General features: G+C 55.2%; 24 protein-coding genes. 15 read left to right on the forward strand and 9 right to left on the reverse strand.

The genetic code is table 11. The features are described from left to right. From aroK to EYC98_RS02740, 6 genes are all read right to left on the reverse strand, one after another. Entirely contained in the window at positions 1-516 is a 516-nt protein-coding gene (gene aroK / locus EYC98_RS02715; protein ID WP_279243769.1) for a shikimate kinase AroK, read from the reverse strand. A gap of 3 nt (positions 517-519) precedes the next feature. After that, positions 520-2622 carry a type IV pilus secretin PilQ gene (locus EYC98_RS02720; RefSeq protein WP_420887164.1) on the reverse strand — a complete coding sequence of 701 codons (2103 nt, stop codon included), beginning with the start codon at positions 2620-2622 and terminating at the stop codon, positions 520-522. Positions 2623-2691: 69 nt separating this feature from the next. After that, the gene (locus tag EYC98_RS02725; protein ID WP_279243771.1) at positions 2692-3222 is read right to left on the reverse strand and encodes a pilus assembly protein PilP; all 531 of its coding nucleotides are present in this window, start codon (positions 3220-3222) and stop codon (positions 2692-2694) included. A 2-nt stretch (positions 3223-3224) separates the two neighbouring features. Continuing rightward, positions 3225-3839: a type IV pilus inner membrane component PilO gene (locus EYC98_RS02730; protein WP_279243772.1), complete on the reverse strand. Its 615-nt coding sequence runs from the start codon at positions 3837-3839 to the stop codon at positions 3225-3227. A 3-nt stretch (positions 3840-3842) separates the two neighbouring features. Beyond that, entirely contained in the window at positions 3843-4406 is a 564-nt protein-coding gene (locus tag EYC98_RS02735; protein ID WP_279243773.1) for a PilN domain-containing protein, read from the reverse strand. Continuing rightward, positions 4399-5469 (reverse strand): pilus assembly protein PilM, encoded by a 1071-nt coding sequence (locus EYC98_RS02740; RefSeq protein ID WP_420887158.1) that lies wholly within the window; start codon positions 5467-5469, stop codon positions 4399-4401. Before EYC98_RS02740 ends, EYC98_RS02735 begins: the two co-directional genes overlap by 8 nt. A gap of 318 nt (positions 5470-5787) precedes the next feature. On the opposite strand from EYC98_RS02740, the gene EYC98_RS02745 reads away from it, so the two are divergent. Next, the gene (locus tag EYC98_RS02745; protein WP_279243774.1) at positions 5788-8088 is read left to right on the forward strand and encodes a penicillin-binding protein 1A; all 2301 of its coding nucleotides are present in this window, start codon (positions 5788-5790) and stop codon (positions 8086-8088) included. 57 nt (positions 8089-8145) lie between these two features. Here EYC98_RS02745 and EYC98_RS02750 read toward each other — a convergent pair whose 3' ends face one another. Together EYC98_RS02750 and rpmE are read right to left on the reverse strand one after the other, a co-directional pair. Further along, a complete protein-coding gene (locus EYC98_RS02750) occupies positions 8146-9393 on the reverse strand; it encodes a malic enzyme-like NAD(P)-binding protein (RefSeq protein ID WP_279243775.1) in 1248 nt (415 codons plus the stop codon). Positions 9394-9486: 93 nt separating this feature from the next. After that, positions 9487-9702: a 50S ribosomal protein L31 gene (gene rpmE, locus EYC98_RS02755; protein WP_279243776.1), complete on the reverse strand. Its 216-nt coding sequence runs from the start codon at positions 9700-9702 to the stop codon at positions 9487-9489. A 138-nt stretch (positions 9703-9840) separates the two neighbouring features. Between rpmE and EYC98_RS02760 the strand changes: the two genes are divergently transcribed. The 14 genes from EYC98_RS02760 to tatC all read left to right on the forward strand — a co-directional run bounded on the left by EYC98_RS02760 (position 9841) and on the right by tatC (position 21965). Continuing rightward, entirely contained in the window at positions 9841-12039 is a 2199-nt protein-coding gene (locus EYC98_RS02760) for a primosomal protein N' (RefSeq protein WP_279243777.1), read from the forward strand. A gap of 83 nt (positions 12040-12122) precedes the next feature. Further along, positions 12123-13808, forward strand: coding sequence for an arginine--tRNA ligase (argS, locus tag EYC98_RS02765; RefSeq protein ID WP_279243778.1), 1686 nt, complete (start codon positions 12123-12125; stop codon positions 13806-13808). A 2-nt stretch (positions 13809-13810) separates the two neighbouring features. Beyond that, positions 13811-14386 (forward strand): SPOR domain-containing protein, encoded by a 576-nt coding sequence (locus EYC98_RS02770; RefSeq protein WP_279243779.1) that lies wholly within the window; start codon positions 13811-13813, stop codon positions 14384-14386. A 61-nt stretch (positions 14387-14447) separates the two neighbouring features. After that, positions 14448-14990 carry an ATP-dependent protease subunit HslV gene (hslV, locus tag EYC98_RS02775; protein ID WP_279243780.1) on the forward strand — a complete coding sequence of 181 codons (543 nt, stop codon included), beginning with the start codon at positions 14448-14450 and terminating at the stop codon, positions 14988-14990. A gap of 52 nt (positions 14991-15042) precedes the next feature. Then, on the forward strand, positions 15043-16371 hold the full coding sequence (hslU, locus tag EYC98_RS02780; RefSeq protein WP_279243781.1) for an HslU--HslV peptidase ATPase subunit: 1329 nt from the start codon (positions 15043-15045) through the stop codon (positions 16369-16371). Between the two features lie 6 nt (positions 16372-16377). After that, positions 16378-16758 (forward strand): gamma-butyrobetaine hydroxylase family protein, encoded by a 381-nt coding sequence (locus EYC98_RS02785; protein WP_279243782.1) that lies wholly within the window; start codon positions 16378-16380, stop codon positions 16756-16758. A gap of 67 nt (positions 16759-16825) precedes the next feature. Then, positions 16826-17575: a bifunctional demethylmenaquinone methyltransferase/2-methoxy-6-polyprenyl-1,4-benzoquinol methylase UbiE gene (ubiE, locus tag EYC98_RS02790; protein WP_279243783.1), complete on the forward strand. Its 750-nt coding sequence runs from the start codon at positions 16826-16828 to the stop codon at positions 17573-17575. 1 nt (position 17576) lies between these two features. After that, a complete protein-coding gene (locus EYC98_RS02795) occupies positions 17577-18200 on the forward strand; it encodes a ubiquinone biosynthesis accessory factor UbiJ (RefSeq protein WP_279243784.1) in 624 nt (207 codons plus the stop codon). A 1-nt stretch (position 18201) separates the two neighbouring features. After that, the gene (gene ubiB, locus EYC98_RS02800) at positions 18202-19848 is read left to right on the forward strand and encodes a ubiquinone biosynthesis regulatory protein kinase UbiB (RefSeq protein ID WP_279243785.1); all 1647 of its coding nucleotides are present in this window, start codon (positions 18202-18204) and stop codon (positions 19846-19848) included. A gap of 61 nt (positions 19849-19909) precedes the next feature. After that, positions 19910-20314, forward strand: a complete 405-nt coding sequence (gene hisI / locus EYC98_RS02805) for a phosphoribosyl-AMP cyclohydrolase (RefSeq protein ID WP_279243786.1) — start codon at positions 19910-19912, stop codon at positions 20312-20314. Beyond that, on the forward strand, positions 20307-20645 hold the full coding sequence (locus EYC98_RS02810; RefSeq protein WP_279243787.1) for a phosphoribosyl-ATP diphosphatase: 339 nt from the start codon (positions 20307-20309) through the stop codon (positions 20643-20645). Before hisI ends, EYC98_RS02810 begins: the two co-directional genes overlap by 8 nt. 17 nt (positions 20646-20662) lie before the next feature. After that, on the forward strand, positions 20663-20878 hold the full coding sequence (gene tatA, locus EYC98_RS02815) for a twin-arginine translocase TatA/TatE family subunit (protein ID WP_279243788.1): 216 nt from the start codon (positions 20663-20665) through the stop codon (positions 20876-20878). A 14-nt stretch (positions 20879-20892) separates the two neighbouring features. Then, positions 20893-21216, forward strand: coding sequence for a Sec-independent protein translocase protein TatB (tatB, locus tag EYC98_RS02820; RefSeq protein ID WP_279243789.1), 324 nt, complete (start codon positions 20893-20895; stop codon positions 21214-21216). Beyond that, positions 21213-21965 carry a twin-arginine translocase subunit TatC gene (gene tatC, locus EYC98_RS02825; RefSeq protein ID WP_279243790.1) on the forward strand — a complete coding sequence of 251 codons (753 nt, stop codon included), beginning with the start codon at positions 21213-21215 and terminating at the stop codon, positions 21963-21965. Before tatB ends, tatC begins: the two co-directional genes overlap by 4 nt. 6 nt (positions 21966-21971) lie before the next feature. On the opposite strand, the gene EYC98_RS02830 is transcribed toward tatC, so the two are convergent. After that, entirely contained in the window at positions 21972-23096 is a 1125-nt protein-coding gene (locus EYC98_RS02830) for a phospholipase D-like domain-containing protein (protein WP_279243791.1), read from the reverse strand. Between the last annotated feature and the right edge of the window lie 17 nt (positions 23097-23113).

Raw genomic sequence — 23113 nt, forward strand, 5'->3', positions numbered from 1 at the left:
CTAGTCTTCCAGCTCGCGAACAATGCGCTGCGTCAACGTACGAGCGCTACCAGCACCAGTGTCGATAACCAAATCTGCGATTTCACGATACAAGGGGTCACGAGTGGCCATCAGTTCGCGAAGTATAGTCTCTGGGTCACCACCTTGCAGCAGCGGCCGATTACGGTCCTGATTGGTGCGCGCTGCCTGTTGCGCCACTGTAGCATGCAGGTATATCACAAACCCGCGTGCCGCCAAGGCCTGACGATTCTCTGGCCGTAAAACAGCACCTCCGCCGGTGGACACCAGTACGCCTTCAAGTTGGGTCAGTTCTTCGATAACAGCCTGCTCGCGGTCGCGAAAGCCGGACTCTCCTTCAACATCAAATATCCAGGGGATATCGGCACCGGTGCGCTCTTCTATTTCATTGTCGCTATCGATAAACGCCAGCTGTAACTGGCGCGCAAGAAGTTTACCGACCGTAGTCTTCCCTGCCCCCATGGGGCCGACCAGAAAGACCCGGTGTAACTTCGGCATCTATCAGTCGAGCAGTGTGTCAGCAAGAATCCGCGGCGTAATAAAGATCAAGGTTTCAGTCTTGGTCTGCTGCAGGTTGGTATTCTTGAACAATGCGCCCAGGTAGGGAATGTCACCCAGGAAGGGGACCTTGGCAGTCGATTCGATGTCTTCCGTACGGAACACTCCACCCAACACCACGGTTTCTCCATTACCCACTAACACTTGGGTAGTCAGCTGCGTGGTATCAATGGTGGGAATGGTTCCACCCTGGCCACTGGGCACCAGATCACCCACAGAATCCTGATTGATTTTAAGATCGAGCAGGATGCGGTCATCCGGCGTGATATTTGGAATCACATCCAGCGCCAGCACGGCCTCTTTAAAGGAGGTCGTGGTCTCACCGCTGGAAGAAGACTCCTGATAGGGAACTTCAGTACCTGACTTAATGGTCGCCTGCTGCTTGTCGCCGGTAATCACCTTCGGCTGCGATACAACTTCACCACTACCTGCCGCTTCCAAAGCTGACAATTCAGCGGTCAGAAACAGGTCACTGCTAGTGTAGCCGACGGCAAAGCCGCTGGTAGCGCCAGTGACGCCAAGGTCCACCAAAAGCGCCCCGGGGAAGCTCAGCGTCGGGTCCACGCCGTCAGAGATGGCACTGTTAATATCGACGACATTAGCAAGGTCACCTGATACAGAGGTAATATTGTCGCCCCCAACGTTAACGGCGCCGCCGCCCCAGCGAATACCAAGCTCGCGGGAAACATCGGATTGCGCAATAACAATTCTCGCCTCAATCATCACCTGACGAATCGGAATGTCGACCATATCGATCAAGGTACGAATCTCAGCCAATTTGGCGGCTGTATCGGTCATAATCAACGAGTTGGTGCGGGCATCGACAATCACCGAGCCACGTGAAGATATTAATGTGCCTCCATCAGCGCTACCGGCGTCAAACAGCTGAACGATATCGGCAGCATTGGCATAGCGAATGCGCAAAAACTCCGTCTGTAGAGGCGCCAATTCTGCAATTTGCTTGTTCGCTTCAATTTCCTGTCGCTCGCGCTCGGCTATTTCAGCCGCCGGACCCACCATCAACACATTACCGACCTGACGCTTATCCAGACCCTTCGTTTTCAGCACCAACTCCAGCGCCTGGTCCCAAGGTACATTTTGCAAGCGCAAGGTAATGCGCCCACCGACAGTGTCACTGGCCACCAGGTTAAGCTCGGTAAAATCTGCGATCAGCTGCAATACCGCGCGCACTTCAATATCCTGGAAGTTCAGCGAGAGCTTGTCGCCTACATAAGTGAATTCGTTTTTACGCGCTTCTACCTCGTCCGGCGTCAATGGCTTGACGCTGACGACGTACTGGCTATCTGCCTGGTAAGCCAGGTAGTCGTATTCCCCTGTGGCTTTCATGGAAATCGTGATGCCGCGTTCAGACGGCGCCACGTCCATGCTGGAAACTGGAGTCGCAAAATCAGTCACGTCATAGCGTCGCAAAATATCATCCGCTGCAGTGGTATCCAGAAATTCAATCTTGACCAAACCGCCTTCGCTAAAAACATTAACATCGATATTGGGATCGCTAAGGGTCAACAGAAGACGTCCCTCTCCGCCTTCGCTGCGCTGAAACTCAAGGGCTTCTATCGCTGATACCGCTTGCTCACGGGGTAATACAGGCGCCGCCAGCTTATTCGGGTCTTGAACCTGCTTAAGATAATCGTTGGCGCCCTCATTACCCACTTGAACTATCAGGGAGTTTCCCTCTATGCGCGTCTTGTAAGGTACCAGCTTCACCATATTAACGATCATGCGAGTCCGGTCGCCAGATTCCAGCACCATCACGCCAGTAGCGTTACCGTAAGGCAGCGAGTATTTCTTGCGTTCGAGCGCGCTGGATACGCCTTCAAAGTCCATGGAGATACGCGCTGGCTTTTCAATGGTATAAGCTTTCGCGTCGGGCGGGGTGCCGTCAAAGTCCAGACGAATCTCAAAAATGCTACCAGGCTTTGAGCTGAAGCTAATATCGGTAACCGCAACATCGGCCGCCTGAGCAGCGCTCGCCACCAGTAACAACGCCAAGGTCAGCAATCTCCCGCTGACCGTCTGGAGCATACGCCCAGAACGACGGTTACCTATGAATTTTGATGTCTTGAACATGGCTATCACCAATCGCAATAATATTTAAAGGGAACTAAGTTTGATCGAGCGTGGCCGCTCTACCCAACCGTCGTTTCCGTCTGAAACAATCTCGACAACGGCTATATAGTTTTCCGTCATCTCTACAATTCGACCGTGGTTACGACCCAGATAGTCGCTCATCCGAACCCGGTGCACGCCGCCATCAGGATCCTCTACCAGCGTCCAGTCGGTGCCACCGCGGGACAATGTGCCAACCATTTTTAGAGAGTCGAAGGTAAACTGCTCCAAAAATTCCTTAACCCGATCGTTGTCCGGCTTGACTGAAGATACCGCCTGCAGTTGATTGATCTCACGTATTTCAATCGGTCGATCAAACGGGCTGCGCAGAGTCGTCGCACTATAGGAAAATGCTTTGTAAGCTTTGAAGGGCGGAATAGGCGCAATTACTCCGCCCGGCCGCGCCCGTTTTTCATCCATAAAGGTATCAAGGTCAGCGTATTCGTCGCTGCCGCACCCTACCAAAACAAGGCTGGGCACAACAATCAGAACCACTAACAGCATAGGACGCAACATGCTTAAAACTCCTGGTCCTGATAGCGGTAAGTCTTGGCAGTAATTTGCAATTTCAGCATCGAGCCGCCTTTCCTCTCCTGATTAATGACAAAGTCATGCAGAGTTACAATCCGCGGCAGACCTGCCATCCCGCTAATGAAAGCACCCAGGTCATGGTAAGAGCCGCGTCCTACTATTAGCATTGGCAGCTCGACATAGAATTCGCGGGCCAACTCCGTCTGCAATTTAATGCTTTCGAAATCAAGACCGTTCGCCATACCTTTATTGGTGATGTCTTCCAGCAAACCTGGCACTTCAGTATCACTGGGCAGCTGGCTGATCAATGCGCCAAATGATTCTTCCATTTCTACCATCTGCTGCTTATAAGCTTCAAGGTTAGCGGCCTGAAACGCCTTTTGTTCAAATTCAACGCGCAGTTCCTGCTCAGAGGCTGAGGCAAGCTCAAGACCTCGCTGCAATTCCTGAATGTGGTAGAAGTACCCTAATACCAGCACAGCAACCATCACCAAAACCCAGATAATAGATTTGATGGCAATAGGCATTGAGCCAATATTTTCGAGGTCAACGGAGTTAACATCAAATTCGCGTAGCGACTTGAGAATATCTTCGGCAGCCATAGACTAGCTCTCCTCCTCACCGGCTGACGGCAGCTGCAGCCGCACAGTCATGTCAAAGCGCGTGGCCTGATCACCAAATTCAGGTTCGGCACGAACACCCTCGAGGTTAGGGTCCTTGAACCAGTCAGATGCGTCCAGACGGCGCATGAGACTAGACACCCGGTTGTTAGACTCGGCAATTCCCCGAATAGTAATCACCTGATCTTTGGCCGACACGTTAGTGTAAAAAATACCATCTGGCACAGTACGCACCAGCTGATCCAGTATTCGCACAATAATCGGGCGGTTACCCTGCAGCTCCTGAATAACTTTCATCCGATCCAACAACTGCGTGCGTTTGCGTTGCAGCTCCTTGATCTCTTGTACCTGCGTATTCAGGGCATCAATGTTTTTCTGCAGGTAGGCATTTCGGTCTTTCTGATGCTGAATTTGCCCGCCTATAACAAGGTCAGATATAAATATCAGCAGCATAGCCACTACAGCCACCAAACCCAGTACAGTCAGAAACTCTTTCTTCTGTTCTGCGCGGCGTTCATCACGCCATGGTAGTAGGTTAATTTCAGCCATTGGAGAAGCTCCTCAGCGCCAGCCCGCAAGCTATCATCATTGCCGGCGCATCGCTGCTCAAGGCAACTGCGTTAACTTTGGATGAAATTGCCATATCGGCAAACGGGTTAGCCACCGACGCCGGCGTACCCAGTTTTTCCTGCACCAACTGCGCTACCCCTTCCATCGATGACACGCCGCCAGCAAGAATAATGTAGTCGACGTCATTATATTGGCTGGAAGAAAAGAAGAACTGCAGTGAACGAGCCACCTGCTGAACTATGGCTTCCTTAAAAGGTTGCAGCACCTCCGGCTCATAGTCATCCGGTAAACCGCCCTGCTTCTTTGCCAGTCCTGCTTCTTCTAGCGGCAAGCCGTAACGACGCATAATTTCATCGGTCAGCTGCTTGCCACCAAAAAGCTGCTCCCGCGTGTAAATTGTCCGACCTCCGGTCATCACACTCAGCGTTGTCATGGTAGCGCCAATATCTACCACAGCCACGGTGGCTTCATCTTCTATATTTAACTGCCCTTTGATCAGTCCAAAAGCCCGCTCCATGGCATAAGCTTCGACGTCGACAATTCTAGGCACCAGGTCAGCCGATTCAATCACGTCCACCCGATCATCAATGGTTTCGCGCCGGCAGGCAGCCAGCAGCACTTCGACCTGCTCATCGCCAGCAGCAGAGGCGCCCTGGACATAGAAATCAATCGCGACTTCTTCCAGCGGGTAGGGAATATATTGATCAGCTTCAACTGTCAGCTGAGTTTCCATATCGTCTTCGCTAAGACCCGCCGGCATATCGATAGTCCGCGTGATCACGGAAGAACCGGACACAGCTGCGGCTACCGTTTTCTGCTTGGTTTTGGACTGATTAATGACAATCCTCACTGCGTTGGCAACGCCTTCCATGTCCATGATGCGTTTTTCAACCACAGCCTGGTCCGGTAAAGAGCTCACCGCATAGGATTCCACCCGGAAGCGCTCGCCAGTATGACTTAATTCGAGCAGCTTCACTGTCGTCGAACTAATATCCAGACCCAACACCGGGGCTAATTTTTTTTTGCCGAAGAGACCCAACAAAATATTATTTTCCTATTTGTAACGGTAACTTACGTAATCTTTATGCACTATTACATTAGATAATAGATATAACATAAGCGCAAATATATAAAAATGGTAAAAAAGCATATAATCTGCTTTTCCATCGAGGCGGCCCAATGCCCGGGAGATATAAATGGTTGATATACCTAAGGTTTTATGAAAACAGTGCGCATATTATTTCATCTCGTCCTGCTCGGGCTTTGTGCCGGAATTGTGACCTGTGGCGGTATTTATTTATACCTCAGTCCGCAATTACCAGCCGTCGAACAGCTGCGGGAAATCAAACTTCAGACGCCTATGCGAGTATACACCCGCGAAGGTGATCTTATCGGCCAGTTTGGTGAACAGAAGCGCAATCCATTGCCTTATGATCGAATTCCCCCACAGTTTGTACAGGCACTCTTGGCCGCCGAGGATGATGGCTTTTTCCGTCACGTCGGTATCGACTTTGCCGGACTACTGCGCGCCGCGTCGGAACTGGTGCTGACCGGGGAAAAGGGGTCCGGAGGCTCTACGCTCACCATGCAGGTCGCGCGCAACTATTTTTTGACGCTGGAGCGCACCTTTACGCGTAAGTTCAAGGAAATTTTGCTCTCGCTTGAAATCGAGCGCAGCCTCAGTAAAGAAGAAATTTTCGAACTCTACTTCAACCGCATTTTCCTCGGTCACCGCTCCTATGGCTTTGAGGCCGCAGCTCAGGTCTACTATGGCTCTCATATCGGTGAACTGGACCTGGCGCAGTACGCAATGCTGGCGGGACTGCCCAAAGCACCATCCAGCTATAACCCAATCTCCAACCCACAGCGCGCCAAAGTGCGCCGAGACTGGATTCTGGGCCGTATGGCAGCCCTGGGATATATCACGCCCGAAGAGTATCAGCAGGCCCTTCAACAACCCGTTTCGGCAACACACCACGGTGCCAAACTAGCCTTTAATGCTCCTTACGCCGCTGAAATGGCCCGCAAGGAAATGCTTGACCGGTTCGGGCTGGCGGCCTACAACGATGGCTTTCACGTTTACACGACCATAAGCAGCGAACTGCAGCTCACCGCCAACACCGCCATCGTCAACGGTCTGGTTACCTATGATCAGCGCCACGGTTACCGCGGCCCTGAACAGCAGCTACCGCCGCGGCCAGATACCAACATGCTGCAGCTCTGGCAGACCCGCTTGCAAGAAACCGCCGTTATCGCGGGGTTTGTGCCCGCTATTGTTACCAATCTGGAAGAACAATCCATCGGAATCCTGCTGACGGACGGCACAGAAACACTGTTGCCCTGGGAGCACGGCCCTGCTGAGGCAAGGCCATATCGGTCAGAGAATGCGCGGGGCAGCGCACCCACCATTGCCGCCGATATATGGGCTGTGGGAGACCTGATTCGAGTTGAGATTCGGGAACAAGGCTTGTTTCTGGCACAGATACCAGAAGCACAGGCCGCACTGGTAGCACTGCGACCTGACGACGGCGCCGTGCTAAGCGTAGTGGGAGGACTTGGCTTTGGCAAAAGCAAGTTTAACCGGGCCACTCAGGCAACCCGGCAGCCGGGATCAAATTTCAAACCCTTCATCTACGCCGCCGCGCTAGAGAACGGTTTTACAGCCGCCAGCATCATCAACGACGCGCCAGTGGTCTTTGAAGACGCGGTACTGGAAGACACCTGGCGTCCGGAAAACGACGGTGGCCGCTTTTATGGCCCAACGCGCCTGCGCTGGGCACTGACCAAGTCGCGCAACCTGGTCTCAATTCGCTTGCTGCAGCAACTGGGGATCCGCAAAGCCATCAACTATTCCAGCCGCTTCGGCTTCGATCCGGACGCATTGGCTGCTGATCTGTCTCTGGCTTTGGGCACCCAGGCTATCACCCCCATGCAGCTAGTAGCCGCCTATGCTGCTATAGCCAACGGCGGGTATCGGGTTGAGCCGTACCTGATTGAGCGCATTGAGGACTACCGTCGCGATGAAATTTTTAGGGCCACACCATTGACCGTGTGCCGTGACTGCGAGCAAACAGGCGATGAAAACGCAGTCACAGCCGAAGAGGGGCTTGAAGAAGTCAGCATGGAAGATATCCTCGCGGCAGAAGCACGGCAATTGCCGGCTGCACCTAGAATCATGGACGCCAGAGTCGCCTTTATTCTCGACAGTATTCTTAAAGATGTGGTTACTAAAGGCACCGCACGCCGCGCCAGAGTGCTGGAGCGAACCGACATCGGCGGCAAAACCGGCACTACCAACGGCCCCGTGGATGCCTGGTTTTCCGGTTACAACCCTGATGTAGTGGCCACTACCTGGCTCGGCTTCGACCAGAATCTGCTGTTAGGGAAACGAGAATTTGGTGGTTCTGCAGCACTACCGATATGGATTGATTACATGCGCGTCGCGCTGCGCGACAGTCGCGATCTTCCACGAGAAATCCCACCGGGGATCGTCAATGTGCGCATTGACCCTGAAACCGGACTACTGGCAAAGCCAGGCCAGGCCAAAGCCATGTTCGAATTTTTCCGGGTTGAGCAAGTGCCCACTCGCAGCGCGCCAAATCAGGCTAACGAAGCGGGCTATAAGATACAAAGTGAGAACCTGCAGGAGCAGTTATTCTGAGAGCAGGCGCTGGGCTCAGGTTACCTCTGCGAGATAGAGCCTGGCCCTACTAGCGGCCTAGTTGAGCGGATAATGCTCTGGATAGGGCAGCTGTGCTACACCGCTATCGACTGCGGCCTTTGCCACGGCAGCAGCTACGGAACTCAGCAAACGCGCATCCATCGGCTTGGGAATAATGTACTCAGGGCCATATTCCAATGCGTCCAATTCACAGGCGGCTAAAACCTCAGCGGTAACAGGTTCCTTCGCCAGCGCACTGATCGCGTGAACTGCCGCCACCTTCATCTCTTCATTGATGCAGGTAGCACGCACATCCAGCGCACCGCGGAAGATAAACGGAAAGCCGAGCACGTTGTTTACTTGATTGGGGTAATCCGAGCGCCCGGTCGCCATTATCACGTCAGACCGAGTCTCCAGGGCCAACTCCGGCTTAATCTCGGGATCAGGGTTCGAGCAGGCAAACACCACCGGCCGCTCCGCCATACAAGACAGCATAGCGGCGCTTAGCAAGTTGGAACCGGACAGCCCGACAAACACATCAGCACCCTCGCAGGCATCAGCCAGACTGCGACGGTTGGTCTGATTTGAAAATTCGGCCTTGTATTCATTGACACCTTCGCGGCCTGGATAAATCACTCCGCGCCGGTCCAGCATGAATATGTTTTCGGTGCTGGCACCCAGGTTAACCAGCAGACGCATACAGGCGATTGCCGCAGCCCCGGCACCCAGGCACACAATTTTGGCTTCCGACAGTTGTTTACCAGCGATCTCCAGAGCATTGATCATGCCGGCGGCGGTAACAATGGCAGTGCCATGTTGGTCGTCGTGAAACACGGGGATGTCGCACTGCTCTATTAAAGCCCGCTCTATCTCAAAGCACTCCGGCGCCTTGATATCCTCAAGGTTAATACCGCCATAGGTTCCCGAAATCAGTCGCACAGCATTGATGAACTCGGCGCTATCGGTGGTATCCACCTGCACGTCAACCGAGTCAATATTGGCGAAGCGCTTGAACAAAAGGGCCTTGCCCTCCATCACCGGCTTGCTGGCCAGCGCGCCAAGATTGCCCAAGCCCAGCACAGCAGTGCCATTACTGATAACTGCAACGCTATTGCCCTTGCCAGTATAGCGGTAGGCCGCCAACGGATCGGCTGCAATTTCACGGCACGGCTCAGCCACGCCAGGGCTATATGCAAGCGCCAGATCGTGCTGGGTTTGAGTGGGAGTGGTTAGATTGACACTGGTTTTCCCCGGTGTGGGAAATTCATGATAATCCAGCGCTTCCTGTCTCGGGTCTTCTGACATACCACTAAGCCTTGCTACTTTTTGACGGGGTTAAAAAAAAGCGCCGCTTCCTATAATCAAGCAGGCGCTTTTCCGGGTTCACTGAAAAACTGTTTACCGCTTGGCGCCCCGATTGCCAAAGCGCTTGTTAAAGCGATCGACACGGCCACCGGTATCCAGCACTTTCTGCTTACCGGTAAAGAACGGGTGACACTGCGAGCAAACATCAATATGGATGCTGCTCTCTAGAGTAGAGCGAGTATTAATTTCGTTGCCACAGCTACATGTAGCGGTGATCTCATTGTACTTAGGATGGATATCGGCTTTCATGATCAGGCTCCTGCTGTTAGCGCCGCCACCCGATCTGATGCCGAGTACCGCGCCGTGAGCGGTGAAAAAATAGGCGGGCATATTACCAGACGCAGCGCCAGAAGCAACTGCTTTGTATATTTTGCTAGACTAGCGCGCATGCCAATCCTTCGCCTAGCCATTGCCTGCCCCCTGCGTCAACTGTTCGACTATACGCCGCCGCCGGATCTAAACCCCGACACCCTGGAGCTACTCAAACCGGGTGTGAGGCTGCTGGTACCGTTTGGGCGCCGCCAGGTCACGGCAATTCTGGTGGAAACCGCGGCTGAATCTGCGCTACCTGCCGACAAGCTGCGCGCAGCGGTTCAGTTATTGGATACCGAGCCAGTTTTGACGCAGCCTCTGCTGCAGTTATGCCAATGGGCCGCCACCTATTACAAACATCCTCTGGGAGAAATACTGTTCGCGGCACTGCCCGCACAGCTGCGCCGAGGCACAGAGCACAACCCCGCCGGCACGCGGCAGTGGCGACTCAGTGATGCCGGCAAGGGCCTACCAGCAGGTGCACTGCGGCGTGCGCCGAAACAGGCGCAACTGCTGTCACTGCTGCAGTCACAGCCGGCGCTCTCAGATGCTGAAATTGCCAGTCAGGGAATTTCGCGTGCAGTCCTGCGCCAGCTGGCCGATAAATCCATCATCGAGTCGGTCGATTCGCCGTTGCGGCCGCGCCCGGGGAGCAGCGCTAGCGGCCTGGAGTTAAGCCCGGAACAAAGAACGGCGCTTAGCGCTATTAATAGCCATGCAGCGGGCTTTTCTTGCCATTTACTGGACGGCGTTACCGGCAGCGGCAAGACCGAAGTCTATCTACAGCTGATTGCGCAGGTCGTCGAGGCGGGACGGCAAGCGTTGGTGCTGGTACCAGAGATAGGCCTTACCCCGCAGACACTGAGCCGATTCCGCGAGCGCTTTGACGCAGAAATCGCCGTATTGCATTCCGGCCACACCGACGCGGCACGTCTGAAAGCCTGGGAAGCCGCGCGCAGTGGTCGCGCGCACATAGTGATCGGCACCCGCTCTGCCATATTCACGCCCTTGCTAAAACCTGGCGTAATTATCGTCGACGAAGAACACGACGCCTCCTTTAAGCAGCAGGATGGGTTCCGCTATTCCGCCCGTGACATCGCGGTCAAGCGCGCACAGCTAGAAGAGATTCCAGTGCTACTGGGCAGCGCCACGCCCAGTTTAGAGTCGATGTATAACGCCCAACAGGGCCGCTATCAACATCTGTTTCTGCGCGAACGGGCAGGCGCTGGTGTACTGCCGGAAATCGCCACCCTCGACCTGCGCAAACAACACTTACAGGGCGGCATGTCGGCGGCTCTTTTGGATGCGGTCAGCGCTGAATTGGCGGCAGGTAATCAGGTCCTGCTGTTCCTCAATCGGCGCGGCTATGCACCCACCCTGCAATGTCACGACTGCGGCTATGTCGCCGGCTGCAAACACTGCGACGCACATCTAACCTGGCATCGCGCCGCCGGTCAGCTACGCTGTCACCACTGCGACTGGCGCTGCGCTGTACCCCGCGCCTGTCCAGACTGTCGCAGCAGCCAACTGGCAGCCAGCGGAGTTGGCACTGAACAAACCGAGCAAGTACTGACGAACCTGTTCCCTGCAGTGCCTGTATTCCGGGTCGATCGCGACTCAATGCGCACCAAAGGCGCGCTTGAAGCTGTCACCGAACAAGTCAATCTTGGCAAGCCCTGCCTGTTACTGGGCACCCAGATGTTGACCAAAGGCCATCATTTTCCTGGTATTACTCTGGTCGGATTGCTGGACAGCGACGCAGCCCTGTTCAGCGCCGATTTTCGCGGCCCCGAGCGGATGGGACAACTACTCACTCAAGTTGCCGGTAGAGCCGGCCGTGAAGACAAGACCGGCCGGGTATTGATCCAAACCCACTACCCGGACCATCCGCTGCTGAACGCACTGCTGCAGGGGGGTTACCAGAATTACGCACAACAGCTGCTGGAGGAGCGCCGTCAGGGCGGATTACCCCCCTTCGGACAGTTACTCCTGGTGCGCGCTGACGCACGCAACGCGCAGGCTGCGGAACAATTTCTGAGCGCCCTGCGCCGGCAGCTGGAACAGCGCTACCCCGGCGGCGCCCAGTTGATCGGACCGCTGCCGGCGCCGCTGCAGCGAAAACAAAACCGCTATCGAATGCAACTACTGGCCAGTAGTAGCAACCGCGGCCAGGCTCAGGCTTTGGCGGCAGCACTGATCAGTACCGCAGAGTCTCTACCTGAAGCAAAGTCGGTGCAGTGGTCGCTGGACGTTGACCCACAGGATATGACTTAGAGAGCCCGATTACGGTAGCCTTTAGCTGTATATACGCGGATAATAGCCCGCCCCAGAAAAGAGCCCGGTTGGCACACCAAACAATGAAGCAGCACCTGACAGACCTGATTACAAGCGCCCTGCAAAGCCTGATTGACCAGGGCACGATAACCACCGCCATACCGGCTCAGGTCCAGATCGATCGCACCCGTGATAAAGCTCACGGTGATCTCGCCAGCAACGTTGCACTTACCCTGGGCAAAAACGCAGGCATGAAACCCCGCGACCTGGCCGCCTTGATTTGCGAACACCTGCCAGAGTCAGAACATGTCACGCGCACCGAGATTGCAGGGCCCGGCTTCATCAATTTCTATCTGGGGCAGTCGAGCATTCAGGCTGTGGTCAAACGAATCCTCGAGCAAAGTAGTCAATACGGCACCAACACCGACGGCGCCCAGCGCAAGGTTCAGGTCGAGTTTGTCTCTGCCAACCCCACCGGCCCACTGCACGTCGGCCATGGTCGCGGCGCTGCCGTCGGCGACTGTATCAGCCGACTCCTGGAAAATAGCGGCTGGCAGGTAACGCGCGAGTTTTACTACAACGACGCCGGTAAACAGATCACCAATCTTGCTCTTTCAGTGCAAGCGCGCTGCCACGGGCGCGGACCGGAGCACCCGGACTGGCCCGCTGACGGCTATCGCGGTGACTATATCAACGATGTCGCCACCGACTACATGGCCGCGGCGCGCATTGAAGCCGCCGACAAAAATGTGGTCGGTAAAGCCGATCCTGACGACCTGGAAGCCATTCAAGAGTTTGCGGTAGCCTATCTGCGCCGTGAGCAAGATCTCGACCTGCGCGCTTTCGGGATCGATTTTGACGTCTTCTTTCTAGAGTCCTCGCTTTACCAAAGCGGAGCGGTTGAAACCGCGGTAAAGCGCCTGATAGACGGCGGGTATACCTACGAAGACGGCGGCGCACTGTGGCTGCGAACCACAGACTTTGGTGACGACAAAGACCGGGTTATGCGCAAGAGTGAGGGGGGCTATACCTACTTCGTGCCCGATGTCGCCTACCATTTGAACAAGTGGGAGCGCGGCTTTGAGCGCGTAATCAACGAACAGGGGGCTGATCATCACAGCACCGTGACTCGAGTTCGTGCTGGCTTACAAGCACTGGAACTCGACATCCCGGTGGGCTGGCCAGATTATGTACTGCACCAAATGGTGCTGGTGATGCGCGGCGGCCAAGAGGTCAAGATTTCCAAGCGAGCTGGCAGCTATGTCACCCTGCGCGACCTGATTGACGAGGTGGGCCGCGATGCCACCCGCTATTTCCTCTGTTCCAGAGCTCCCAGTTCGCAGTTGACCTTCGATATTGATCTGGCCCTTAGCCAGAGCAATGATAACCCTGTGTACTACATACAATATGCGCATGCCCGCACCTGCAGTGTCATGCGCAAGCTTGCAGAACAGGGCATGTCCTGGTCTGCCGCTGACAGCCTCTCCCATCTGGAGCTGCTAACCAATGAACACGAAATAGCGCTTCTCAACCGACTCGACCGCTACCCCGAGGTAGCCGCGACGGCCGCCGAGAAATGTGAACCACATGCAGTCGCCACCTATTTGCGCGAACTGGCTGCCGACTTCCACACCTGGTACAACGCCCATAAGATGCTGGTCGAAGAAGCCGATATACGTAACGCCCGTCTAGCACTATCGCAAGCGGTGCGCCAAGTGCTCGCCAATGGTCTGGCCCTGCTCGGCGTGTCCGCGCCAGAGTCAATGTAACTATGCCCCCGCAGGACTTCGCCCGTAAGCGCAACAAAACCGCCACCCGCAAAAAAGCCGGGGCACGCACCAAGACGCCGCGTCCAAGCGTTAGTCCGGTACCGGCCTGGCAGTGGTTTGGCGCCGGCATGATCAGCGGAGTATTTCTGTGCCTACTGCTATGGCTGGCCGGACAACAACCCGAAGTGACCCAGCGGGTCGATGAACTAAGCAAGGCTATCGGTGGCCCTGTGCAGCAGTCGCCGGCCTTCGATTTTTACGAGTTATTGCCCGAACAAACCGTAGAGATCAATGTCGACAAGGCCGATATAGCGGCCGCACGGGTTAACGAAGCGATGGATCGCTATCTGCTGCAGGCGGGCTCCTTCAAGCTGGCCAAAGATGCAGACCGACGCCGTGGCGAGCTTATCCTACTTGGGCTCGACGCCAAGGTAGAAGAAACCAAAGGCGATAACGGACGCTGGTTCAGAGTCTATATCGGACCTTTTGAGTCGCGCTCTCGTCTGGCCAAGGCGCGCAGCCTGACCGCCCAGCAGGGCATCGATACACTGTTACTGAAACGACCAAAACAGGGCTAGCGGCGGGCTTGATTTTGCCCTTTGTGACCCCATACCTGTACTTCTGAGCGGGAGAAAAGCATTGGAACAATACCGGGGTACCACCATATTGTCGGTACGCAGAGGCTCCAGCGTCGTTATCGGCGGCGACGGGCAGGTCTCTATGGGCAATACAGTCATGAAAGGCAATGCCCGCAAGGTACGTCGGCTATATAAAGACAGCGTGTTGGCTGGCTTTGCCGGTGGCACCGCCGATGCGTTTACGCTATTTGAACTGTTCGAAGCGCAGCTGGAGAAACATCAGGGCCACTTGGTGCGTGCGGCAGTCGAGCTGGCCAAGGCCTGGCGGACTGAACGCTCGCTGCGGCGACTGGAGGCATTGCTGGCAGTAGCCGACAAAACCACTTCCCTGATTATAACCGGCAACGGCGATGTCATCGAACCGGAAGACAATCTGATCGCGATTGGCTCTGGCGGCCCTTTTGCTCAGTCAGCCGCCCGCGCCCTGCTCGACAATACCGAGCTTGGCGCCAGAGAGATTGTCGAAAAAGGTCTCGGTATTGCCGCAGACATCTGTATCTATACCAACCACAATCGTACCATTGAGGAGCTGGAAACCAGCTAAAACTGGGGCATCAGCGCCCATAGCAGCCACGGTACCGGATAGCAGGATTATCATGTCGAACATGACACCACGAGAAATTGTCCATGAACTGGACAAACATATTATTGGCCAGAGCGATGCCAAGCGCGCAGTGGCTATTGCATTGCGCAACCGCTGGCGACGTATGCAGCTTAAAGAAGAATTGCGAGCCGAAATTACGCCCAAAAATATTCTGATGATAGGCCCCACCGGCGTCGGTAAGACCGAGATTGCCAGGCGACTGGCCAAACTGGCAAACGCGCCCTTCATCAAGGTAGAAGCCACCAAGTTCACCGAAGTGGGCTATGTTGGTCGGGATGTTGATTCGATCGTCCGCGATCTGGTGGATATGTCTATCAATATGCTGCGTGAGCAGGAAATGGAAAAAGTCAGGTTCAGAGCGGAGGAAGCCGCCGAGGAACGTATCCTCGATGTGCTACTGACCCCACCGCGGGACTCAAACGGCACCACCCGTGAAGACTCTGGTACGCGCCAGATGCTGCGCAAGAAACTGCGCGAGGGCGAACTGGACGATCGTGAAATTGAAGTAGAACTGAGCGCCGCCTCTGCCGGCGTTGAGATCATGGCGCCTCCCGGTATGGAGGAAATGACCAACCAGCTGCAAAGCATGTTCTCCAACCTTTCCGGCCAGCAAAAAAAGACTCGCAAAGTGACCGTCAAAATTGCCTTCGAAAAGTTACGCGAAGAAGAAGCGGCGAAAATGGTCAACGAGGAAGAACTCAAGCAACGAGCCGTCAGCAATGCCGAACAAACTGGCATTGTGTTTATTGACGAATTGGACAAAGTCGCCAAGCGCAGTGAAGGGGCTGGTGCCGATGTCTCCCGCGAAGGGGTCCAGCGAGACCTGCTACCGATGATCGAAGGCTGTACCGTAAGCACCAAGCACGGCATGATTCGAACCGACCACATTCTGTTTATCGCTTCCGGAGCATTTCATCTGGCCAAGCCTTCTGACCTGATTCCCGAACTGCAGGGTCGTCTGCCGATCCGGGTAGAGCTGGCGGCTTTAAGCACCGAGGATTTTCAGCGTATTCTCACTGAACCGGACGCCTCTTTAACTGAGCAATATCAGGCTCTGCTGGCCACCGAGGGACTGCAGCTGGCATTTACCGATGACGGCATTGAGAAAATCGCGCAGACCGCCTGGCACGTCAATGAGAGCACGGAGAATATCGGTGCGAGACGCCTGCATACCGTGATGGAACGGCTGCTGGAGGATGCTTCTTTCAACGCCACCGATAGCAGTATGCAAGACAAGACTCTAAACATCGATGCTGCCTATGTTGATCAACAACTGGGGGAGCTGAGCCAGAACGACGATCTGTCCCGGTTCATTCTCTAGAATATTATGAAGATACCTAGCGCCGTAAAGCTCCACAAAAAGTCCGCCGTGCTCGAACTGCACTATGAAGACGGCAGCGACTTCCAATTGCGCTGTGAGTTACTGCGCGTTTATTCACCGTCAGCGGAAGTCCGCGGCCATGGCAGTGGTCAGGAAGTCCTCCAAACTGGCAAGAAAAATGTCACCATCACAGCGATACAGGCGGTCGGCAATTACGCCCTGCAGCTAACCTTCGATGACGGCCACGATACTGGCCTGTTCAGTTGGGACTATCTGTACGACCTGGGCCTGAATCAGGAAAAATTCTGGCAGGAATACGTGGGCCGACTCCATGCTGCCGGAGCCAGCCGCGATCCTGAGGTTCAGGTGCTGCGCGTAGACCTTTGACAAGCGCCTGACCGGCCTTTCACTTCGCGTTATAATAGCCAAACGTGCAATCAGCGCGGGAGAGATCATGAGCGAAGACAAGCAAACACATTTTGGCTACCAGCAGGTAGAAGAGTCCGAGAAAGCCGGCTTAGTCGCCGGTGTCTTTGACTCTGTAGCGGACAGCTACGATGTCATGAATGACCTCATGTCAGCAGGTATACACCGAGTTTGGAAGCGTTTCACCATCGAAGTCAGTGCAGTGCGTCCGGGCCATCGCGTGCTCGACATCGCCGGCGGCACCGGCGACCTGGCCGCTAAATTCAGTGAGCTAGTGGGTGCAGACGGCGAGGTAGTACTGGCCGACATCAATGACTCGATGCTGCGTGTCGGGCGTGACAAATTGTTGGATCGCGGTTATCACGGCAATATCAGTTACGTGCAGGCGGATGCTCAAACCCTGCCCTTCCCGGACAACCACTTCGACATCATCACCATCGCCTTTGGTCTGCGCAACGTCACTCACAAGGACGTCGCGCTGCAGTCGATGCTGCGCATACTGAAGCCGGGTGGACGCTTGCTGGTACTGGAATTTTCCAAACCAGAAAGTCAGCTGCTCAGCCGCGCCTACGATACCTATTCCTTCAAGGTCCTGCCTATGCTCGGCAAGCTGGTAGCCGGTGATAGTGAAAGCTACCAGTACCTGGCGGAGTCCATCCGCATGCACCCGGATCAGGAAACACTTAAGCAGATGATGGAAGAAGCTGGGTTCTCCCGTTGCGAGTTTTTCAATATGACCGGCGGTATTGTCGCCCTGCACCGCGGTATCAAGGCCTGAAATGAGCGGCCCGGACCCCACGCTGCACACCGCGGCCATCGCCGCACTGGAACAGGCGCTTAAACGCGCACTGGCCCTGGATCCACGCAGCGCGGAACGACTAAAACCGCTGAGCGGCCATGTTTTTCACATCTGCTGCACCCAGCCCGAGCTTGACCTGTTTCTGCTGGTGGATGTCGGCGGTATCAGGCTGATGGGTTACTGGGACGGCGAGATAACCACCGCCGTCACCGGTACGGCCCGAGATTTTGCCGATCTGGCAACCACCAGCGACCCCGCTGCCGCTTTGATTAACGGCGACCTTTCACTGCAGGGTGACAGCGCCCCTTTGATTCAACTGCAAGGTGCCCTGGCCGGGCTCGACCTGGACTGGGAAGCACCGCTGGTACAGGCATTTGGAGATGTCGTGGGCCACCAGCTCGCCGAAGGCCTGCGCGGTCTGCTGGGCTGGGGACAGCAAGCCTCACGCAGTTTCATACGGCAACTGCAGGAGTTTATCCAGGAGGAAGCTCGGCTGGCTCCTCCACGCCAAGAGGTCGAGGACTTTTTCAGTGACCTCGAAGAGCTAAATCTGCGTGTCGATAGACTGCAGGCGCGGCTGCGCAAAGCCGCCGGGCAACGCTAACATGTCCAGGCCGAGTCGGCTCTACCGCATCTTGTCTGTGTTCAGTCGCTACCGTCTGGATAGTTTTATAGAGCAGGACCGCCTACCAACCAGCCTGCGCATAGCACTGCGTTGTGCCCCCTGGCGGCTGTTACCTCAAGCCCAGCAGGAGCGTGGCATACGCCTGCGAATGGCGCTGGAAGAGCTGGGTCCGGTATTCATCAAATTTGGACAAATGCTGTCCACCCGTCGCGATTTACTGCCCACCGATATTGCCGATGAGCTGGCAAAACTGCAGGACGACGTGCCGCCGTTTGACCCAGAGCAGGCCACCGCTATTATCGAGCAGGCTCTGGGCGCACCAGTAGACGAGGTGTTTGCGGCATTTGAAACGCAACCTCTGGCCTCGGCTTCAGTCGCCCAGGTTCATTCCGCGCGCCTGCACAGCGGCGAAGACGTGGTAGTCAAGGTGGTACGACCCGGCATCGACAAAGTCATCCGCCAGGATTTGGCACTGCTGTTCACGCTCGCGCGCTTGATACAACGCTACTTCCCTGATGGACATAGGCTACGCCCGGTAGAAGTGGTGGCTGATTATGAAATCACCATACTCGATGAGCTCGACCTGCAGCGCGAAGCCGCCAATGCCTCGCAATTACGGCGCAACTTTATAGACAGCAACCTGCTCTATATACCCGAGGTGCACTGGGACTATACCCGCAACAATGTTTACGTTATGGAGCGCATCAGCGGTATTCCCGTCACCGACCTTGAGACACTGCGGGCGCGCGGCACCGACCTCAAACTGCTGGCAGAACGCGGCGTAGAGATATTTTTCACGCAGGTGTTTCGCGACAGCTTTTTCCATGCCGACATGCATCCCGGTAATATTTTTGTCGATGCCAGTGACCCCGCAGACCCGCGCTATATCGGCATAGACTGCGCGATCATCGGCACTCTCAGTGACAGCGATCAGTACTATCTGGCCCGCAACCTGCTGGCGATTTTTCAGCGCGACTATCGCGAATGCGCTCAGCTTCACGTGGAATGCGGCTGGGTACCGCCCACCACCAAAGCGCACGAATTTGAATCTGCACTGCGCGCCGTGTGTGAGCCGGTGTTCGAAAAGCCGATTGCCGAGATTTCGTTCGGCCAACTACTTATTTACCTGTTTCAAACGGCTCGCCGCTTCAATATGGAGGTTCAGCCCTCACTGGTATTGCTACAAAAAACTCTGCTCAACATTGAAGGGCTGGGGCGCCAGCTATATCCGCAGCTCGACCTGTGGACTACCGCGCAGCCGTTTCTGGAAAAATGGGTGGAACAACGCTATTCACCGCAGGGCATCTTTGACCGGCTGCGCCGTCATGCACCGGGCTGGCTGGAGCAGTTGCCGCAACTGCCAGAAGCCATGTTTGAAAACCTGCAACATACGCGCAATCTGGATCAACAGTCTGAGATGCAAAAGCAACAACTGCAGCGCCTTCAGCAGCAGGTACAGCGCGAAGACAGCCAGCGAAAGCGGCTGGTTTTAGCCATGCTGCTGTTCGGCGGTGCTGCCGCCACGGCATTCCCCGAGGGCCTACAGCAAGTCAGCCAGTGGCCGCTAGCCAGTTGGGGGCTAATCGGTATCGGCCTCTACCTGCTCTGGCCACGGCGCCAGCCCTAAGCACGACTCTTATGCCGCTGCTGCGACTGTGCGATAATAGCCGGCTTGAAAAGGACACAGTATGAGTCAACAATCACAGTTTTTGGACGAGGTAAAATGGAATCAGGACGGCCTGGTGCCAGCTATCGCCCAGGATTCTGAGAACGGCGAAGTACTGATGCTGGCCTGGATGAACCGCGAAGCGCTGGACTGTACGCTAATAGAAGGCAGGGCTATTTATTGGTCACGCTCCAGGCAGAAGCTTTGGCGCAAAGGTGAAGAATCCGGCAATGTACAGGAGTTGGAAGATATCCGGCTCGATTGCGACGGTGACACCGTGTTACTGAAAGTGCGCCAGCTCGGCGGCATCGCCTGTCATACCGGCCGTCGACACTGTTTCTACCGGCGTCTGCAGCAAGGTGTGTGGCAGGTCACAGATGCGGTAATCAAAGAGCCCTCTGACATGTACGGGCAACCCGATGAGTGACATACTGCAACAATTAAGCGCTGTGCTAAAACAGCGCAAACTGGAAGATGCCGACGAGTCCTATGTAGCCAGCCTACATCGTGGGGGCCTCAAAAAGATTCTGGAGAAAGTCGGTGAAGAGAGCACTGAGGTCATTATTGCCGCAATGGACACGGCGAGCAGTGCGCAGCGTGAGGATGTCATAAAGGAAACCGCTGACCTCTGGTTTCATAGTTTGGTCATGCTCTCACACCTGGATATAGAACATGGCGAAGTACTGGCAGAACTGGAGCGACGCTTTGGCCTGTCAGGAATAGAGGAAAAGGCCAACCGGCAGACCTCGGACAATTAGGTAGTAAGGAGAAAATTATGGGTATTGGCGGAATAAGTGTTTGGCAACTTTTAATCATACTGGCCATCGTTGTCATGTTATTTGGCACCAAGCGGCTACGTAATATGGGTGGCGACCTCGGCGCCGCAGTGAAGGGCTTTCGCTCGTCCGTAAACGCGGAGGATGACGAAAAAGAGACGGAAGATGAAACTGCTAAAGTTGAGAACGGTGACGACAAGCCGCACACTCCCTAGGCGCAGTACCTTTTATGTTTGATATCGGCTTTGCCGAACTACTGCTAGTCAGCATTGTCGGTCTACTGATACTGGGACCGGAAAGACTGCCGGGAGCTATTCGCACCGGCAGCCTCTGGCTGCGTAAATTTCGCCGCAGCTTCAATGATATTCGCGCTGAAATTGAGCGCGAACTCAATACCGAAGAAATAAAGAAAGACATGCACAACAACGCGATTATGAAAAGTCTCAAGTCGGCAGAGAAAGATCTGCGCGGAGCGCTAGGCGATACGCCTTACGATGTAAGTGATATCAAGCCCCCTGCGAACCAAGGCGACAGCGACAAAACCCAGTCATGAGCACCACGGAAGACGCTAACGATAAGCCACAGCCACTGTTGGCGCACCTGACCGAGCTTCGCGACCGGCTGCTGCGCAGCATTCTCGCGGTGTTAGTGATGTTCTGCAGTCTGTTTTACTTTGCCAACGACATCTACACCTATGTCTCCAAGCCACTGCGAGATATTCTCCCTCCCGACGCCAGCATGATTGCCACCGAAGTGGCATCTCCGTTCCTAACCCCCTTTAAACTGACCATGGTAGCCGCGCTCTTCCTTGCTATGCCCTATGTCCTGTATCAGCTGTGGTCCTTCGTAGCGCCGGGCATGTATCGCAATGAGAAGAAACTGGCCATACCGCTGCTGGTGTCCAGCGTACTGTTGTTTTATGCCGGTGCCGCGTTCGCGTATTACGCCGTCTTCCCATTGGTGTTTGGATTTTTTACCAGCGTGGGTCCAGCGGATATCACCATAATGACCGACATCAACCGCTACCTGGATTTTGTCCTCAAGCTGTTCTTTGCCTTTGGGCTCGCCTTCGAAATACCTATCGCGGCGGTTATCATGATCCGCGTGGGCATCACCACCGCTGACAATCTGGCCAGCAAGCGGGCCTATATCATTGTTGGCTGCTTCATCATGGGCATGCTGTTAACGCCGCCGGACATCATTTCGCAGGCGATGCTCGCTATCCCCATGTGGATTCTGTTCGAGCTGGGCATCGTTTTTGGGCGCTTGGTCACCCCTGACCCCAACAAAACACCCGAATAGCTAGAGCTACATCCAATAGCGCAACAGATACCACAACCAGGAAATTATACTCGGGCGCCGCAGCAGCTCGCCGCGGACTTCCTTAGCACCTGCCATATCGCTGGCGACCACTTGCTGCAGCTCAGCCACGGCGTCCGGGTTACGGATCACCAGGTCCAACTCAAGGTCGTGTAGCGTGCTGCGATAATTGAGGTTGCTGCTGCCGAGAATCATCACCCCATCAACCAACATCGCCTTGGCATGTAAGACGCCAGACTGATACTGAAAAACCCGGGCTCCCGCCAGCAAGAGCTCACGATAATAGTGTGAGCTCAGGCCCGGAAACACCGCAACATCCGAATTGGCCGGCAGCAGAATTCTCACGTCCGCACCCGATCGCGCGGCTTTTAGCAACGACCTTCGCAAGCGTGCTGTAGGGGCGAAGTAGGCGCTTACTATCCAGACATATCCCGTGGCCGAGGCCACACTGTTAGTCACAAAGGCATTTTTCAGTCGCCGAGCGCGGCGACTATGATTACTGAGGAAGTGGGTCAAAAACCCACGTTGCAGGTGCGCAGGCTGAGACTCCCAATGCGCAGTAAACGCGTCTGCCAAAGCCGTTACCCCAGCCCCGCTGACATGCAAAGCGTAGTCGCGCCAGCCTTCACCTCCGGCCGCCACTGCCAGATGCTCACGGCAAATATTCTGACTCCCTATCCAGGCGTGCCGGGCATCCACGAGGCACAGCTTACGGTGGTTTCTGCGATTCACATTGAGCACGAAACTCAACCATTTAGTGAACCAGCCGCCGCGCGCCAACGACCATTGATAGGCGCCGGTCAGCCAGGGTAACGGGTGATAGATGCGCACCTGGGCGCCGGCATTACTCAACTCACTGGCAATCGTCGCGGCAGTCGCCGCACAACCAACACCATCAAGCAATACATGCACCTGCACACCCCGTCTCGCTGCCCGTGCCAGTGCCTCTAAAAAATCAGAACCGACAATATCTAGCTCAAAAATGTAGTACTCGAAGTCAATCCGCTCGCTAGCGCTGTCGATAGCCGCGAGCAAGTTTGCATACAAGACCGCACTGTCCAGCACCAGTCGTGACGACTGCCAGGCGCGTTGCAGGTGTTCATGCGAGCTCATAACTCTACCGATAGCAT

It is taken from the genome of Candidatus Litorirhabdus singularis (assembly GCF_026262625.1).
Classification (GTDB): Bacteria; Pseudomonadota; Gammaproteobacteria; order Pseudomonadales; family Halieaceae; genus Litorirhabdus; species Litorirhabdus singularis.

Excerpts from the sequence above, each read along its gene's own strand:
- aroK (WP_279243769.1), bottom strand. The coding sequence starts at position 516 with ATGCCGAAGTTACACCGGGTCTTTCTGGTCGGCCCCATGGGGGCAGGG.
- EYC98_RS02720 (WP_420887164.1), bottom strand. The coding sequence starts at position 2,622 with ATGCTCCAGACGGTCAGCGGGAGATTGCTGACCTTGGCGTTGTTACTG.
- EYC98_RS02725 (WP_279243771.1), bottom strand. The coding sequence starts at position 3,222 with ATGTTGCGTCCTATGCTGTTAGTGGTTCTGATTGTTGTGCCCAGCCTT.
- EYC98_RS02730 (WP_279243772.1), bottom strand. The coding sequence starts at position 3,839 with ATGGCTGCCGAAGATATTCTCAAGTCGCTACGCGAATTTGATGTTAAC.
- EYC98_RS02735 (WP_279243773.1), bottom strand. The coding sequence starts at position 4,406 with ATGGCTGAAATTAACCTACTACCATGGCGTGATGAACGCCGCGCAGAA.
- EYC98_RS02745 (WP_279243774.1), top strand. The coding sequence starts at position 5,788 with ATGCGAGTATACACCCGCGAAGGTGATCTTATCGGCCAGTTTGGTGAA.
- EYC98_RS02750 (WP_279243775.1), bottom strand. The coding sequence starts at position 9,393 with ATGTCAGAAGACCCGAGACAGGAAGCGCTGGATTATCATGAATTTCCC.
- rpmE (WP_279243776.1), bottom strand. The coding sequence starts at position 9,702 with ATGAAAGCCGATATCCATCCTAAGTACAATGAGATCACCGCTACATGT.
- EYC98_RS02760 (WP_279243777.1), top strand. The coding sequence starts at position 9,841 with ATGCCAATCCTTCGCCTAGCCATTGCCTGCCCCCTGCGTCAACTGTTC.
- argS (WP_279243778.1), top strand. The coding sequence starts at position 12,123 with ATGAAGCAGCACCTGACAGACCTGATTACAAGCGCCCTGCAAAGCCTG.
- EYC98_RS02770 (WP_279243779.1), top strand. The coding sequence starts at position 13,811 with ATGCCCCCGCAGGACTTCGCCCGTAAGCGCAACAAAACCGCCACCCGC.
- hslU (WP_279243781.1), top strand. The coding sequence starts at position 15,043 with ATGTCGAACATGACACCACGAGAAATTGTCCATGAACTGGACAAACAT.
- EYC98_RS02785 (WP_279243782.1), top strand. The coding sequence starts at position 16,378 with ATGAAGATACCTAGCGCCGTAAAGCTCCACAAAAAGTCCGCCGTGCTC.
- ubiE (WP_279243783.1), top strand. The coding sequence starts at position 16,826 with ATGAGCGAAGACAAGCAAACACATTTTGGCTACCAGCAGGTAGAAGAG.
- EYC98_RS02795 (WP_279243784.1), top strand. The coding sequence starts at position 17,577 with ATGAGCGGCCCGGACCCCACGCTGCACACCGCGGCCATCGCCGCACTG.
- ubiB (WP_279243785.1), top strand. The coding sequence starts at position 18,202 with ATGTCCAGGCCGAGTCGGCTCTACCGCATCTTGTCTGTGTTCAGTCGC.
- hisI (WP_279243786.1), top strand. The coding sequence starts at position 19,910 with ATGAGTCAACAATCACAGTTTTTGGACGAGGTAAAATGGAATCAGGAC.
- EYC98_RS02810 (WP_279243787.1), top strand. The coding sequence starts at position 20,307 with ATGAGTGACATACTGCAACAATTAAGCGCTGTGCTAAAACAGCGCAAA.
- tatA (WP_279243788.1), top strand. The coding sequence starts at position 20,663 with ATGGGTATTGGCGGAATAAGTGTTTGGCAACTTTTAATCATACTGGCC.
- tatB (WP_279243789.1), top strand. The coding sequence starts at position 20,893 with ATGTTTGATATCGGCTTTGCCGAACTACTGCTAGTCAGCATTGTCGGT.
- tatC (WP_279243790.1), top strand. The coding sequence starts at position 21,213 with ATGAGCACCACGGAAGACGCTAACGATAAGCCACAGCCACTGTTGGCG.
- EYC98_RS02830 (WP_279243791.1), bottom strand. The coding sequence starts at position 23,096 with ATGAGCTCGCATGAACACCTGCAACGCGCCTGGCAGTCGTCACGACTG.